At 68.1% G+C, this 15,294-nt stretch carries 11 protein-coding genes; 5 read left to right on the forward strand and 6 right to left on the reverse strand.

Translation table 11 applies throughout. From position 1 onward, the window contains the following. Positions 1-71: 71 nt before the first annotated feature. On the reverse strand, positions 72-1,124 hold the full coding sequence (locus CMC5_RS19955) for a hypothetical protein (protein ID WP_050431905.1): 1,053 nt from the start codon (positions 1,122-1,124) through the stop codon (positions 72-74). 299 nt (positions 1,125-1,423) lie between these two features. Beyond that, positions 1,424-2,359 (reverse strand): mevalonate kinase family protein, encoded by a 936-nt coding sequence (locus tag CMC5_RS19960; RefSeq protein ID WP_050431906.1) that lies wholly within the window; start codon positions 2,357-2,359, stop codon positions 1,424-1,426. A 60-nt stretch (positions 2,360-2,419) separates the two neighbouring features. Between CMC5_RS19960 and CMC5_RS19965 the strand changes: the two genes are divergently transcribed. Then, entirely contained in the window at positions 2,420-4,480 is a 2,061-nt protein-coding gene (locus tag CMC5_RS19965; RefSeq protein ID WP_050431907.1) for a hypothetical protein, read from the forward strand. Positions 4,481-4,650: 170 nt separating this feature from the next. After that, complete coding sequence (locus CMC5_RS19970) at positions 4,651-5,133, forward strand: hypothetical protein (RefSeq protein WP_050431908.1); 483 nt, start codon at positions 4,651-4,653, stop codon at positions 5,131-5,133. 105 nt (positions 5,134-5,238) lie between these two features. Here CMC5_RS19970 and CMC5_RS19975 read toward each other — a convergent pair whose 3' ends face one another. Then, entirely contained in the window at positions 5,239-5,772 is a 534-nt protein-coding gene (locus tag CMC5_RS19975; RefSeq protein ID WP_050431909.1) for a hypothetical protein, read from the reverse strand. A 386-nt stretch (positions 5,773-6,158) separates the two neighbouring features. Between CMC5_RS19975 and CMC5_RS19980 the strand changes: the two genes are divergently transcribed. From CMC5_RS19980 to CMC5_RS19990, 3 genes are all read left to right on the forward strand, one after another. Continuing rightward, positions 6,159-6,599 carry a hypothetical protein gene (locus tag CMC5_RS19980; RefSeq protein WP_050431910.1) on the forward strand — a complete coding sequence of 147 codons (441 nt, stop codon included), beginning with the start codon at positions 6,159-6,161 and terminating at the stop codon, positions 6,597-6,599. Positions 6,600-7,329: 730 nt separating this feature from the next. Further along, positions 7,330-8,187: an SDR family NAD(P)-dependent oxidoreductase gene (locus CMC5_RS19985; RefSeq protein ID WP_050431911.1), complete on the forward strand. Its 858-nt coding sequence runs from the start codon at positions 7,330-7,332 to the stop codon at positions 8,185-8,187. Between the two features lie 481 nt (positions 8,188-8,668). Next, complete coding sequence (locus CMC5_RS19990; RefSeq protein ID WP_082362635.1) at positions 8,669-12,031, forward strand: S8 family serine peptidase; 3,363 nt, start codon at positions 8,669-8,671, stop codon at positions 12,029-12,031. Between the two features lie 106 nt (positions 12,032-12,137). Here the strand turns inward: CMC5_RS19990 and CMC5_RS19995 are convergent, their stop codons facing one another. Genes CMC5_RS19995 through CMC5_RS20005 form a run of 3 tightly spaced genes read right to left on the reverse strand, consistent with a single transcriptional unit; the run spans position 12,138 to position 15,294 of the window. Beyond that, entirely contained in the window at positions 12,138-12,797 is a 660-nt protein-coding gene (locus tag CMC5_RS19995; RefSeq protein ID WP_245678537.1) for a S8 family serine peptidase, read from the reverse strand. 8 nt (positions 12,798-12,805) lie between these two features. Next, entirely contained in the window at positions 12,806-13,468 is a 663-nt protein-coding gene (locus CMC5_RS20000; protein WP_050431914.1) for a hypothetical protein, read from the reverse strand. Further along, positions 13,465-15,294: a peptidase domain-containing ABC transporter gene (locus CMC5_RS20005; RefSeq protein WP_050431915.1), complete on the reverse strand. Its 1,830-nt coding sequence runs from the start codon at positions 15,292-15,294 to the stop codon at positions 13,465-13,467. The genes CMC5_RS20000 and CMC5_RS20005 overlap by 4 nt, the downstream gene beginning before the upstream one ends.

Here is a 15,294-nt window from a genome sequence, read left to right on the forward strand (position 1 = left end):
TCCGGAAAGCCCCACCCCACCAGCGCGCCGTGCGTATCGCGCCTCGCGGCTAGCGCCTCGCGCCTCGCGCCTCAGGGCTGGACCACGTGCTGCCGCCGCGCGCGCATGAACACCCCCACGCTCCCTTCTTTCTTCAGCCTCTCGTCGTTGCACGCCTCTTCCAGCGCCATCACCTCTTCCAGCGCTGCCTCCAGCGGCGCCGGCGCTGCCACGCGGACCGTCGGCGGACATGCCCGCACCTGAGGAACCTCCTCCGACGACAGCGACGCCAGTTCACGCAGCGCGCCCTCGCTCTCCTCCAGCTCGCGGATGAACCGGTCGATCTCTGCCCCCTCGATCGGCGTCTCGTCCGGCGCCAGCGACTGCTCGTGCATCAGCTGAGCCAGCTCCACGATCGTCGCCAGTTGCTGGCCGATCGCGTCCATCCCCTCGCGCGTGCTGCACCAGCAGGCGATGCGCCGGTAAGCCACCGACAGCCGACGCTCCGACAGCTCCCGCATCCGGTCGGTGGAGGACATCCTCACCGTCTCCAGGGACCGGATCGTCTCCATCAGCTCGTGGAAGCTCGTGAGCGCCAGCGACTCTTGCCCGGCCCGGTGCGCGATCGCCAGCCGGATGTAGCTCGCCGTCAGCCGCGACCCGTCCGGCATCTGCCCTGGCCCGAGGGCCCCTCCGGCGCGCCGCGAAAGGTTCTCTCGCGTCCGCTCCAGGAGCCGCTCCATCTTGCAGAACTCCTGCTGATGACGCGGTTCCATCTGCTGCACCAGCGCATCGCGCGCCTGGTCCGTCGTCGCCCGATCCAGCAGATCGAGGTGACCGTCGAGCCGGCTCCTGATTCCCTTCGCCCAGGGGGCGAGCCCGATCAGCAGGCCCTCCAGCGCGAGCCCCACCATCAGGACGGGCAAGCTCCACCCGATGAATGCCACGAGGAGCACGCCCAGGAGCAGGAGCAAATTGCACGGATGGGTCAGCGCCCACCTCATGTAGAGCAGCGGCGTGCGGCGACGGCTGCGCATCTGCAGCAAGGCCTTCCGGACATCGGGGTCGAGCGCCAGCCGCGTGTCGGTCAGGGTCGCGAACATCACGTCCTCGGCGTGGCTGTGCCGTCCGTCACTCCGCGTCATCTGTTCCCCCCTCCTCACCCGATGTGCTGACGGCGCCCCTGTGACGCACCCCTCTCCACCCCAGAGCGGGCGCCGTGCCAGCGCCCCTCCGGCACCGCGCAGCCCAGCTCGTTCCTACTGGAACGAACGCGCGCGCCAGCTCGACGACGCGCGGTTCGCTGCGTCCCCCCGGCGCTGCGCGTCCAGCCGCACTCGCCCCGGACGCGCTGCCCCTGCTTCGTGCAGCCTCTGCTTCGTGCAGCCTCTGCTTCGTGCAGCCGAGTGCCGCCGTCGCCGAGGCGCACGCCGCGAGCGCTCTCTCAGCCTCCGTCGTCGAGCTGAACGCCCCGCGCTCCCACCCGCATCGGCTCCGGACTCAACCCCAGCTCGATCGCCCGAGCGAGGAGCGCGCGTGACGGCGCCTCTTCCCCCACGAGCAGCGTGACGTCACCACCGCCCGCCCCGCTCGGCAACGCCACAGCCCCTTCGGCCGCGGCCACCGGACGCAGCGCCCGGACCGCGGGCGTCACGATCGGTGCCCCCGCGCGCTCTCCCAGCACCTCGAACGCGCGCGCCTGACGCTCCAGCGCTTCCACCAGCGCCCGCACACTCCGTGCCTCGATAGCCGCTTCCGCCCCCCGCGCCACCTCGCCGAGCAGCGACCTGTGCCCTGCTGGATCCACCGCCGCGAACGCCCGCACCTGCGCCAGCATCGCCGACGTGCGCGCCTCCGACGCGCTGGAGAGCACGGTGAACACCACCCCCTCGGGCAGCGCGTGCGGCGCCACCTCGACCCGCGGCCCAGGCCCACCTGCGGCGGGAACACCGAGCCGCAGCGTGCAGCGCATCACCCCACCGAACACGCTCGCCGCCACATCGAGCCCGCTCCCACCCCCTTGCGCCACCCGATGCGCCCACAGCGCCGCGTCGAACAGCGACCCCTGCTCGAGCGCCTCACCCCGCGCCGCCCGCGCCGCTGCCAGTGACGCCACCAGGATCGCCGCGCTCGACCCGAGCCCCAGCTTGCGGCTCCCGCCCCCGGGCACCGCCGCGCGGAGCGCGCTCGCATCGAACCAGGGGACCCTCTCGAGCATCCCCAGCTCCTGCGCTGCCTGCACCTCCTCCGTGAGCCGCTCCCCCACGCGGCGCGTGTCCGCGATCACGTACCGGTCGACGGCCGCCACCAGCGAAGGCGCTCCTTCCAGCACCACATAAGCCCCCGACAGCACGAGTTTTCCAGGCGCACGCGCGATCACGCGGGCACTCTAGTGCAGTCCGCACGAGTTTTCAGGTCAGTCGGAGCGCCTCGACGCGGTTTGCAAGGAGCCCTGGCAAACGCCCTCTTCCTCCTGGTGCGCACCGGCGAACGCATCGTCTCGCCCTCGATCGAACCTGCCGGCCTGCTCGACCCGCTCCGTGACTATTCTGCGACCCCGATGGGCTCCTGGCTGCTTCTCCTCGCCCTCACGACCCTCGCAGCGCTCGCCGCCCTCGCCCTCTCCCTGCGCGCAGAGCCAGCGGGACGCGCAGAGACCGGCGTCCTCTTCACCGCCACCTTCTTCGCCCTGATCGTCACACCCGTCTTCGCCCTGGGCTACACCCACGCGCTCCGCCCGATCCCCCTCGCCATCACCTCACTCCTCCTCTCCCTCAGCACCCTCCTCGCCACCGCCCCCGATCGCAGCGCCAGCGGTCTCCACGCGCACGCCACCACGCTCGCCCGCGCCGCCCTCGCGCTCGCCGGCCTCCCCTTCGTCGCCATCGCCCGCGCCCTGCGCGAGAGGAGCTTCACCGCCCTCGGCCTCGCCGTCGCAGCGCTCGCCATCGCCTTCTCCGCGTGGCTCACGTACCTCGCCCCCTCCGAGTCGTGGGACGGCTTCTTCTACCACGAGCCGATCATCGGCTTTGCCCTCCAGCACCACGGCTTCCGCATGGTCGACCTCCCCCCGCACATGGTCGTCCAGGCCGCCAACGGCTACCCCCGCGCGTGCGAAGCCTTCGCCCTCTGGTTCGTCCTCTTCACCGATCGCACCCTCATCGAGATCGGCAACACCGCCGCCGCGCCCGGCTTGATGCTCGTCACGTTCGTCCTCGCGCGCCGCTACACCTCCGATCGCGTCTCCGCCATGGGCTGGTCCGCCGCCCTCCTGCTCATGCCGGCCATGCTCACCCAGCTGCGCACCTCGCTGATCGACGTGCAGGTCACCTTCTTCCTCCTCGCCGCCGTCCACCACGCCACCCGCCCCACGCTTCGCTTCCGCGACGCTGCCGCTTGCGTCCTCTGCCTCGCCTTGCTCCTCGCCTCCAAGAGCACCGGCCTCGCCTGGGCCCCACCCGTCGCCCTCGTCCTCTTCGGCCGCCTCTTCCTCCACCATGCCCGCACACGCCTCGCCCCCGCGCTCGGCCTCCTCCTCGCCAGCGCCGCCTTCCTCCTCGGCACCGCCGCGCTCACCTTCGCCCGCAACTGGACCGCCTTCGGCAACCCCCTCTGGCCCGTCAGCTACGAAAACCCAGCGCTCCACATCGACTGGCCTGGCCTCGTCACCCTCGACGAGCTCAGCCCGAAGCTCTCCCTCCGCGACCTCATCCAGCTCAAGTACGGCCGCCCCATCCCGGGCATCGCCGACGCCCTCGTCCACGACTACGGTCACGGCGTCCCCTGGATCGTCGTCCCCCTCGCGCTCCTCGCGCTCCTCGCCACCCTCCTCACCGCCCTTCGCGCGCGCCTCACCCGTTCCCCCGAACCCCGCACGGACAACCTGCTCCTCGTCATCGCCCTCGGCGCCGCCCTCCTCGTGGCCTCCCCCAGCCTGGCCATCGCCCGCTACAACGGCCATCTCGTCGCCATCGCCATGGTCACCATCGCCGCCTGGGCTGGCCGCCGCCGCACCCGATGGCGACTCCACGAAGGCGCCATTGCCGCCACCCTCACCTTGACCCTCCTCCCCTGGCTCTGGACCGGCTGGTTCTTCGGCCTCGACCTCGAACCCCGCCACCTCCCGGACCTCCTCCGCAGCACCCCGGAAGAGCGCGCCAGCATGAACGTCGCCACCTTCCAGATGCCCCCCGACGTCGCCCGCGCGCGCGAACAAGAGCTGGGCCCGGGCACGCTCGTCGTCTTCACCCAGGACCTCGCCTTTCCTGGCGTCCTCTGGAACCACGCCATGTCGAACCGCGTCGAGCACGTCCGTTACGACGACGTGGCCAGCTTCCTCTCCCGCCTCGACACCCTGAAGCCCACTTGGGTCGTCGTCGCAGACGGCAGCGCGGCGCGCACCGCACTGAACGCCGAAGCCCACCGCTGGGAGCGCGTCGGCGTCGCCACGAAGGAAGGATCGACCGTCGCGTTCAGGCGTCGAAAGCCGCGCCTCCCTTGATGGGGCATCAACGCCACACCTGCCTTGATGGGGGATCGACGCTGCGCCTCCCTTGATGCGTGCGGCGAGGGCCACGCTTTCCTGCCAGCCACCGTGCCTCCCGGGATCCCCCGACGCCCGTGCGGAGCCTCCCGCTTGCGTCTGCCTCGCCGTGAGCGCATGCGTTGGACATGCGCATCCGCGAATGCCTCGCAGTCTTCATGGCCCCGTGGTTCGTCGCCGGCTGCTCGACCCAAGATGCTTCCCGGGACGACGCCCCCGCGACGACGACCACGACCACCACCACCCCGCCCGTCGGCGCAGACCAGGCCCCGGTCGCCACGGCCGCGGGTGCCATCCCGGTCATCCCGCCCGCGGTCACCGTGACCACCACGGGCACGACGACCACCACGACCACCACCACAACGACGACCACGACCACGCCGCCCGACGCCGGGACCACGCCGCCCGACGCCGGCACGACGCCTGACGCTGGCAGCGGGACGGCGTCCACCGACACCGCCGCGAAGATCAAGGCCTGCTCCGACAAATGCCAGCCCGCCCTCACGAGCTGCCTCACCCCGAGCTTCTCCGACGCAGGCCTCCCGCAGGTGAAGGATCCCGCGGCCTGTCAGTCGGCCTTCCAGGCCTGCATCCAGGGCTGCTCGCCGTAGCCGCGGTGCCCACCTTCAGGGAGCCACGGTGTTCACCTCGAGGGCGCTGCGGTGCTCTCCTTCAGGGGCAGCTCCCGGTGCAGCTCTCCAGGAAGCCGCTGCCCCTCAACCACCCACGATCGCGGTGAGCTCTCCCTGGAGCTGCGGCGCGAGATCCTCGACCCAGCCGAGGCACTCCTCGGGATTCACCTCGATCCCTCGCTGCGCCAGAGGAACGAACGCCTCCGGAATCCAGGACAGCAGCGCCTGCTCACGGCTGCCGTTGCCGAGACGAATCTCTCCCAGGAACTCCACCCAGAGATCGCAGGGCGGGAAGTTGAACTCGCCGTAGAACCCGGCGCTCATGACGTTCGCGGCTCCATCCACCAGGTTCAGCGACGTCAGGAACAGCAAGAACCGCCCCGGCAGCCACGTCGACCGCCAGGATCCAGGCCATCCGGCTTGCTCCAGCAGCGCGGTGCGCCGCTCGACCAGCGCCCGGACGGCGGGTCCTGGCTCGTGGACCGCACCCTCCTCGTCGACCACGAGCCGGCCACGGCGCTGGACGTTACCGCCTGGCTGAACCACCAGAGGCTTCTCCAGCGTCCACCAGACCATGGTCTCCGCGACGTGCACCGCCAGGTTCTCCGCGTGCGTCATCCGTACCTCGTGCGCGACCTGACCGCTCGCTGGCCCGGTCGTGCGCCCAGCAGGGGCCCGTACCCGTGCTCGGCGAGGACCTCCGCGGCGGCGCGGAGGATCGCGTCATCGAGCGTGGGACCGCGGCGGCGTGTGGTGGCGATGGTCGCTCCCTCCTCCAGTCGGTCGTTGAACCTTGGCCGGCGTCCCGTTGTTCCTGGGCTCGAGCTCCAGGTACGGTGTCCACCCTATTCACCCTCGACGAGGAGATCCGTGCTGCGCCGACGAGGCATCACCCACGAACCGGGTTTCCTGAGCGGAGGCGGCACGAGCGGCCCGGCCGTCCTCCTCGCCGAGCGGAACCGGCCCCATGACCTCACGGGCCAGCCCCGTGTCACGGCGGGCGCATGAGCCGTCTCCAGCTCGGTGACCAGAGCTGGACGCTGCGCAAAGCGTCCCTCACCATCTACCACGGCGCTGCCGCCGAGGCCGACTGGAACCTCGCACTCGACCACGCTGGCGAGACGCTCTGGCTGGCCGGCACCATCACCCCTGGCCCGCACGCCCCTGAAGCGCTGCTCGGCGCCGAGGTCACCGTCGATCTGCGCTCGCTCGACGAAGTCGTGTCCCACCTGCTCGGCCGCGCCGTCACCCTCTACCCGAACGGTCAAGAGGTGTGCGCTCTCGTCTTCCGTCTGACGGCCTCGCCGCAAGGGGTCCATTTCGCTGCCACCGCGCCATGCGACTGGGATCGTTACCTCCAGACCTTCGACCACGACCACCCGGTCACCCTGGAGCTGGACATCGACGCCGCCCTCACCGCGCTGCATCCCGGCCGGCTGCCCTGAAAGAGCGCTCCGCGCCGCACGATGGCCACCCGGACCTGGTGGACCGACGCTCTCGGCTCGCTCCGACACCGACTGCAGCATCGAAGGCTGGACCAAGGCCGTCTTCCAAGGAGCGCTGACGGCGAGCCCGACCGTATGGACATCGCCGTGGCGCAGCGGCCTGGCAGGGAGGCGAGACGCGGTGCGCTTGCCGGTGCCGAGGGCTGCGTGTCCTCGATCCACACAGCATCGACCCCCAGCGCCAGCGCGTCGAAGAGGACGGCCCACCCCTTCACCAGGGATGGGTTCGCATCAGAATTGTTGTTTTTCTTACTTCGACGAACGAGCGAAGACACTCTGGACCGTTCCCCGCTGCCTTCACTGCACCAGCGAAGGCGCTCCGGACCGTTCCCTGCTGCCGTTACTGCATCAGCGAAGACGGTCCGGAGCGTTCCCCGCTGCCGTTACTGCACCAGCAAAGGCCCTCTGGACCGTTCCCTGCTGCCGTTGCTGCACCAGCAAAGGTCCTCCGGACCGTTCCCCCCTACGGATACTGGACCAGCAAAGGCGCTCCGGACCGCTCCCTGCTGCCGTTACTGCACCAGCAAAGGTCCTCCGGACCGTTCCCCCCCTTCGTTACGGCATCAGCGAAGGCTTTCCGGACCGTTCCCAGGTGCTCTCCTTCCAACCACCCCCACCCGGCCCGCCGACGGACGCTTGCGCCATCCCGCCCTTCGGCGCAGGGTCGGCCATGACCCAACACCCCGCATTGACCCCCGGCCGTGTCGCCGTGGTGACCGGCGCCGCCAGCGGCATCGGCCTCGCCGCCGCCCAGCGCTTCGCCCGCCTGGGCCTCAAGGTCTGCCTCGCCGATCTCGAAGGACCCGCCCTCGACACCGCCGCCCGCAGCGTCGCCGCCCTTGCCCCCGGCGGTGAGGCCGACGTGCGCGCCGTGCCCACCGACGTGGCGCGCCTCGACGACGTCCAGCGCTTGAAGGAAGCCGCGTACGGCGCCTTCGGCGAGGTCGCGGTGCTGATGAACAACGCCGCCATCGGCGGAGGCGGCAAGCTGTGGGAGAGCCCCGAGCGCTGGCGCCGGCTGATCGAGGTGAACCTCTGGGGCGTCATCCACGGCGTGCAAGCCTTCACCGAGGCGATGACCGCGCAGGGGACGCCGGCCGCCATCGTCAACACCGGCTCGAAGCAAGGCATCACCACGCCGCCGGGCGACACCGCGTACAACATCTCCAAGGCCGGGGTGAAGGTGCTGACCGAGCAGCTCGCCCACGATCTGCGGGGCCTCGCGGGCTGCCAGGTGACGACGCACCTGCTGGTGCCCGGCTACACGTTCACCGGGATGACGGGTCGGACGGAGAAGCCCGAGGCGGCGTGGACTGCCGATCAGGTGGTGGATCTGCTGCTGGAGGCGATGGGCCGCGGGGAGTTCTACATCCTGTGTCCCGACAATGCGGTGACGCGGGAGATGGACGAGCGGCGGATCCAGTGGGCGGCGGATGATCTGATCAAGAACCGGCCGGCGCTGTCCCGCTGGCACCCGGACCACGCGCAGGCCTTCGAGGCGTTCATGGCGGGGGTGAAGAAGCCGTGAGGGGCCGTCCAGCCCCTTATGCTCTCACCCGTCGTGTGAAAACGGCCCAGTACACATTCTAGAGGCGAGGCTGGGGGGACTTCGCAAGTACGCCTGCGAACATCATCGCTGCGTCGTATGACGCGCACGTCGTACTGTTTTGGTGCTCAGGGGCCACTGGCATATGCCCGAACCGCACCCGAGATTTTCTTTTGATTCTGACAGCGTGCGACGGTTGGTGTGCTTGTTTGAGGACGAGCCGACTCCGCTACGCGCAGCTGCCCTAAGGCTGGTTGCGTCCCTTCTCATCACTCCTTCTTCATGCTGAGACCGCGTTACGAGCCAACGTGGACCATGAAGACGAGCCGCTGTGGCAGCCGTGGGTCGAGTATGTACCGGGAGGGACTGTTCTGGTATGCTGGCGCACCTGGCGCTCATGGCCCAGGAAGCACCGTGAGAGCGCCGCCTGACCGACCTTCTGTGATCGCCTGTGAGGTGGTGCATGAACGTCTGCTCTATGTTTCGCACCCTCGGAGTGGTCGTTGGCTCGAGTGCGCTGGTCGCCTGCGGGGAGGCTGAGGCGCCACCCGCTCAAACCTCTCCAAGTCAGCATGCCGATCCGCGCGCTCTCCGGAACGCCTCGGTACATTACGAGAAGCGCATCATCGAAGTCGGTGCCGCCGCCACCCTGGAGCGCCTGCGCGAGCAGGAGGTCTTGGTCGAGGCGGTGGACTACGGCAGCTTTCACCTCGTAATTCTCGATACGAGGCAAGCAACCCAGTCGCTCGGAGAGTCCTATGGCGCGCTGCGGGACGACTTCGACTACATCAAGCTCCACGGTTACACCCTCGATACCCGCCGCCCCCACGAGGTTTACGAACGGCTCCCAGCCGACCTTCGTGCGCTCAACGAACCCGCTGCTCTAGATCCGCTGCGTGATCGCCAGGCCGGACTCTATCTCGTCCAGTTCATCGGTCCCATTCAGTCCTCCTGGGTGGACGAACTCTGCTCCGACGGGATCGAAGTCGTCAGTTATCAGCCTGAGAACGCTTACGTCGTGCGCGTCGATGCGCGAAATTTTGCCCGTCTCGTCGATATCTCGCAGCAACATCACGTGCAGTTCGTCGGGGATTATGCACCGGCGTTCCGTCTGAGCCCCGAAGTTCGCTCCTTGCGTGACGCGCCTCCAGATCGAAACCTGGATCTCACCGTGCAGGTGGTCGACAGCCCCGACGTGCAAAGCGTCATTCGCGACCTTGGGAGGATTGCGCTGGAGCGCGTCCAGGTCCACCACGTGGGGAACCTGTGGAACGCGAGGATCTCGGCGTCACCTTCCAGGCTCACGGAGATCGCGCAGATGCCTGACGTCTACAACGTCGAATTGCGCAATCCCATCCAGCCTCTCGACGAGAGGCAGGGACAGATCCTGGCCGGGAACCTGGCGGGCAATGAACCCAGCGGTCCCGGATATCTGGCCTGGCTCGCGAATCGCGGCTTCTCCAGCGCGCAGTTCACCTCCTTCTCGGTCAATGTCGTTGACGATGCCTATTCGCTCGCAGGTCATCCTGATCTGCCTGCTGCGCGCATTGCTTTCGAGAACAACCCCACATTCCAGCCAGGCCCGCAGGGGGGCCATGGATTCCTCAACGCACACATCGTCGCCGGCTTCAACAATCAGGCCGGAGCACCATACGAAGATGCCAGCGGCTACAACCTCGGCCTCGGCATCGCTCCCTGGGCGCGGGTCGGCGTTACCGCCATCTTCGGAGACTTCTTTTTTGCGACCAACCCAACCCTCTGGGAGTCCGCAGCTTATGCCCAGGGAGCCCGTGTCTCCACGAATGCGTGGGGTGGAATGAGCGGTACCACCTACGATGCGTACGCCCAGGAGTACGACCGCCTCGTACGCGATGCACAGAGCGACACCCCCGGGCTGCAGCCGCTCATCATCGTCTTCGCTGCTGGCAACGACGGAGCCATGGCGGGCACGATTGGCAGCCCCGGCACGGCCAAGAACGTGATCACGGTGGGGGCCAGCGAGAATGTGCGCTCTGGGGGCGCGGATGCCTGCGTTTCGTCCATCGATGATGACGGCGCGGACAGCGCCAACGACATCATCGAGTTTTCCAGCCGCGGTCCAGTCGCTGCCATCAGCGGAGATCTCCGGACCAAGCCCGATCTCGTCGCTCCTGGCACGCACATCCAGGCTGGGGTCCCTCAATCGGATTACGATGGAGCGAGCACCTGCGGCAATCTGAACTGGCCTCCCGGACAGACGCTCTACAACTGGTCGAGCGGCACATCGCACGCGAGCGCATCGGTGGCAGGTAGCGCCGCGCTCGTCTACCAGCACTTCCTCAACAAGGGACGACCAGCCCCCAGCCCAGCCATGGTCAAGGCGTACCTCATGAACGCGGCGGCCTACCTGAGCGGAGCAGGTGCGGGTGATACCTTGCCCTCGAACAGCCAGGGTATGGGCCGGGTGAATCTCGGGCGCGCCTTCGACGCCACCCCACGAATCCTCGTCGATCAGACGCATCTTCTCGGCGCTACTGGCGAGATCTTTACCTCCACGGGCGTGATCGCCTCTGCGAGCCAGCCCCTCCGGGTTACCCTGGCCTGGACCGATGCGCCCGGTCCCACGAACGGCGCTCCTCCCGGCGTCAACAACCTGGACCTCGAGGTGACCGTCGGAGGCGTCACCTACCGCGGTAACGTGTTCTCGGGTGCAAGCTCCACGAGCGGCGGTACGGCGGACGCCCATAACAACGTCGAATCGGTTTTCCTGCCGGCGGGCCTCACGGGGAACTTCACCGTCAAGGTGCGGGCGGCCAACATTGCCGGCGACGGTGTACCCGGGCATGGCGACAGCACGGATCAGGACTTCGCGCTGGTCATTTACAACGGTAACCCCAGCGTCAGCGTTCCTTGCGGAGAATCTGTCTCCAATGGCGGCTTCGAGGTGACGCCCCACCCCTGGGTGCTCTCGGGCAACTCGTATTTCACCACCTCCCCCGCGTGCTACCCAGGCTCGGGCGCTGGCTACAATTATCTCGGAGGCGTCAACTTCGCCTCCGGGAGCACCTACCAGACGATCTCCATCCCTACGGGCGGCAGCCCTGTCCTGAGCTTCGGGCTCAACGTCAACTCCGACGAGAGTGGCTGGGGCACGCTGGAGCATGACCGCCTCTGGGTCGAGCTGCGTGACACCAGCGGCAACCTGCTCACCACGCTGGCCACGTACAGCGATCGCGACAGGGGTCTAGACGGCGTCTACGTCCAGCGCGGTCCGTTCAATCTAGCGCCCTATGCGGGACAGACGGTGCGCCTGCAGTTCCGCGCCACCACCGACGACATCAAGCTCACCACCTTCCGCATCGACAATGTGAGCGTCAACTGCGGCAACCTGGTGAACAACAGCGGCTTCGAGTCGACCTCCAGCCCTTGGGTACTCTCTGGCAACTCGTACTTCACCACCTCTGCCGCCTGTTTCCCCGGCTCCGGCGCGGGATACAATTTTCTCGGGGGTCTCAACAATGCCTCCGGGAGCACGTCCCAGCTCATCTCCCTCCCGACGGGAGGCCTCCCCAGCTTGAGCTTCGGGCTCAACGTCAACTCCGACGATAGCACGCCCACGCAGCAGCGGGACATGCTCTACGTCGAGCTGCGCAGTGTCAGCGGCAACCTGCTCACGACGCTCGCCACGTTCAGCAACCTCGACAAGGGGCCCAACGGCGCTTACCTCCAGCGTGGCCCGTTCAATCTAGCGCCTTATGCGGGGCAGCCAGTACGTCTGCAGTTTCGCGCCACCACCGACAGCGCCGCCATTACCACCTTCAGGATCGACAACGTCACCATCTTCTGATGCCGGTCCTTGTGCGCCTTGAGGATGACATCGCCATCGCCGTGTCGCCGATGCTGTGAACATGGCACTTTGCTGTCGACGTGGAGGGGCAACCGGCGTGATGCTACTACAGCGGCTCACCCCGAATCACTTGGGCGGCCGCCGCAGCGCATGCATAGCTGGTCGTCATGGGCCGCTCCACCCACCGACCCTTCTCGTAGATGCGCACCGCGTGCTCCGTGCGCACATGGTCGATCTTGATGTCGGCCCCCGCGCTCCTCGCCAGCGCTCCATCGGCGACGGCGACGACCCCTTCGAGCTGCGCTGGCCACGTGGGTACGCCGCCAGCAGCACACACGAGCGTCACGCCGCGCGCTACCGCCCGGTTGATCAGCCCCTGCATCCTGTCCGCCAGCGCCATGTTGGCCGTCCCGAGGCTCAGGTTCACCAGATCGACACTCTCATCGTCGACCAACCACGTGAGCGCTTCGACGAAGCATATCGAGGATCCTCGCAGGTGCTCATCGAGCATTCTGGCCACGTAGAGCTCGACGTCGGCAGCGGGGCGGGCCTGGTCGTGGAGGATGCTCAGAATGGCCGTGCCGTGCCCGTGTGTGTCGTTCAGCTCGATCTCTGCCCCACCGCGCTGCCACGCCAAGATCTCCTCCCGACCGTACACGCGGGCTTCGAGGTGCCCTGTTGCCGCCTCCAGGGTGAAGCTGGCGCCTCTCACGAGCGGGAGCGGGTGTCGCCGCAAGAACTCCCGCGCCACCCCGCTGTCGACCACGCCGATCCTCACCGGGGGCCTTCGCTGGTCCGAGCCTGTGCGCCTCGGGAATCGCGCCGGTACAGCCACCCGGTCAGGCTCTCCACGAGGTAGTCCTTCGCGGTCATCGATCCCAGGGTGATGTCGGCATCCACGGGGCGCGCGCTGTCATGCTGGAGCAGGATGCCGACGACGGCATCATCTCGCTCGGGAGCCGCCTCTACGACGACGCGATGGACAGGGGCGGCTTGCTCCTCGGAGCCAACGGCTCCCCCGGTCTCCTCTGCAAAGCCAGCGATCTGCCCGTGAAGCGTCAGCCCTTGGGGCGGCACCCGCAACTTCACCGGCGCTCCGGCGGAGAGGCGCTCGCGGACCGCGTCGTCGACCCAGAGTCGGGCGCACCATCGCTTCCCCGGGCTTTCTCCTTCCGGTGCTGGCATGCGCGGCTGACGCTCCACACCGTCGGTACACGCCGCGGCGCCACCCTCGATGAGCCCTTGAGCGTGGATCGCAATGGTGAGACGCACTGTAGAGCCGAGGAAGAACACCAGTGAGCCCATTGCGGCCAGCAGCGCGATAATGGCAATCCCCACATGGCGGACCAGCAGAACTCCCGGATGCTTTGGATCCGCGAGCACCGGCAACATCGACGCCCGCTTCCGTGCGACGTCGGCCCGAGAAGGCGACTTCATGCGACGCGTTCCTCCGGCATCTCGTCCCCCGCGAGAGAAGCGGTGCCCGTCGAGAGGCGGTGCAGCCGCTGGTACAGGGGCGAAGTCTGGAGCAACTCCGGATGCGTTCCCCGAGCCTCGACGCACCCTTCGCTGACCACCCAGACCTCATCGGCCAGCGCCGCGTTGCTCAACCGGTGGGTCACGAAGAGTACCGTCTTCCCCCGCCTCCGCGCCTGATCGAAGAGCTGACCGACGATGAGCGCCTCCGTCTCCACATCGATGTTGGAGGTGGCCTCGTCGAGCAGCAGGATCGGCGCCTCACGCAGGAGTGCCCGCCCGATGGCCAGCCGCTGCCGCTGCCCACCGGACAGGCTCGCGCCCCACTCCGCCACCATCGTCTCGTAGCCCTTCGGCGCGCTGGCCACCACCGACTCCAGCCCCGAGCGGCGCACCACGTCCTCCAGCGCCGCGTCCGTGACTCCGTCGAGCCCGATCTCCAGGTTGTGGCGCAGGGTGCCGCGGTAGAGTTCGACATCCTGCCACACCACCGCGATCTGCCGCCGCAGGTCTGACAGGGGGATGTCCCGCGCATCCCGCCCATCAAAGAGCACCCGCCCCTGCTGCGGGTCTTCGAGCCGCAACAGCAGCCGCAGGAGCGTCGTCTTCCCCGAGCCGCTCGGTCCGACCACGGCGATGACCCTCCCCGGTTCTACGCTGGCGTCCACGTTCGCGAGCACCGGCGCTCCGGCCGTGTAGCCGAAGGATACGCCTTCCAGCCGGATCCGTCCGAGGAGCCGCTTCGTCACGACTTCCCGCGCCTGCATCGCCCCCGCCGGGTCCTGCTCCGGCGGGTGATCGAGGTGCTCGAACACCCGGTGCAGGTTCACCGCCCGTTGCTGAAGGCTGAAGAGGAACCCGACCGCATCGATGAATGGCCCGCGCAGATAGCCGACGTACGCGACGAAGGCCACGTAATCGCCCAGGCTCATCTCCCCCGCGAGGATCAGACGCCAGCCGAGCCAGGTGAAGAGCGCCATGCCTGTGGCATCCAGCACGCGCTCGACGACGCGCAGGCCCGTCTCCGTGGTCTGGGTGCGCAGGTGCGCAGCCAGAATGGTGTCCACCTGCGCCCGCGCGCGCACGAAGGCAAAGCGCTCCAGGGCGAGCGTCTTGTGGGTGCGGATCTGCCGCAGGGTCTCGACCTGGAGAGACTCGAAATCGGCATAGGCGCGCACCGTCTCTTCCCACACCCCGCCGAGGATGCGCCCGCTCGTGAGCGGGATCAGCGCAGTGAGCGGGACTGTCACCACCGCGACGAGCGCGAGCTTCCATTGCAAGGCGATCAGGAAGGGGGGCACGAGGAGCACGTAGATCCCCTGCCCGAAGAGCAGGCGCAGCAGGCTCGCGACGATGGCCAACCCGCTCTTCATGTCCTGAAACCGGCTCAGGATGTCGCCGCTCTGGCGGCGGTAGAAGAATGCGTCAGGGAGGTGCTGGAGGTGGTTGAACAGGTGGAGAACGGCGGTGTTCTCGATCTTGATGTGGAGGTACGAGGAGTAATAGCCGAGGAGTGACTCGGCGAGCAGCGCCGCCAGGGACGCGGCGAAGATGCCAGCGACGAGAACCTTCATCAAGCCCACGTCATGGCTGACCGCGACGTCGTCGAAGAGCAGCTTGGTCAGATATGGGGCGGCCATGCTCGTCAGGCCGATGGCAGGCCCGAGCAGCGCCCCTTTGATGAGTGACCACCAGTACGGCCGCAGCAGCAGAATCAGTGCCGCGAGCTGACGGAAGATTGCGTGTCGTGTCGGTCGGACCGGCGGCTCGGAGGCCTTGATGGACAT

It is taken from the genome of Chondromyces crocatus, from assembly GCF_001189295.1.
In the GTDB taxonomy this organism is placed as follows: Bacteria; Myxococcota_A; Polyangia; order Polyangiales; family Polyangiaceae; genus Chondromyces; species Chondromyces crocatus.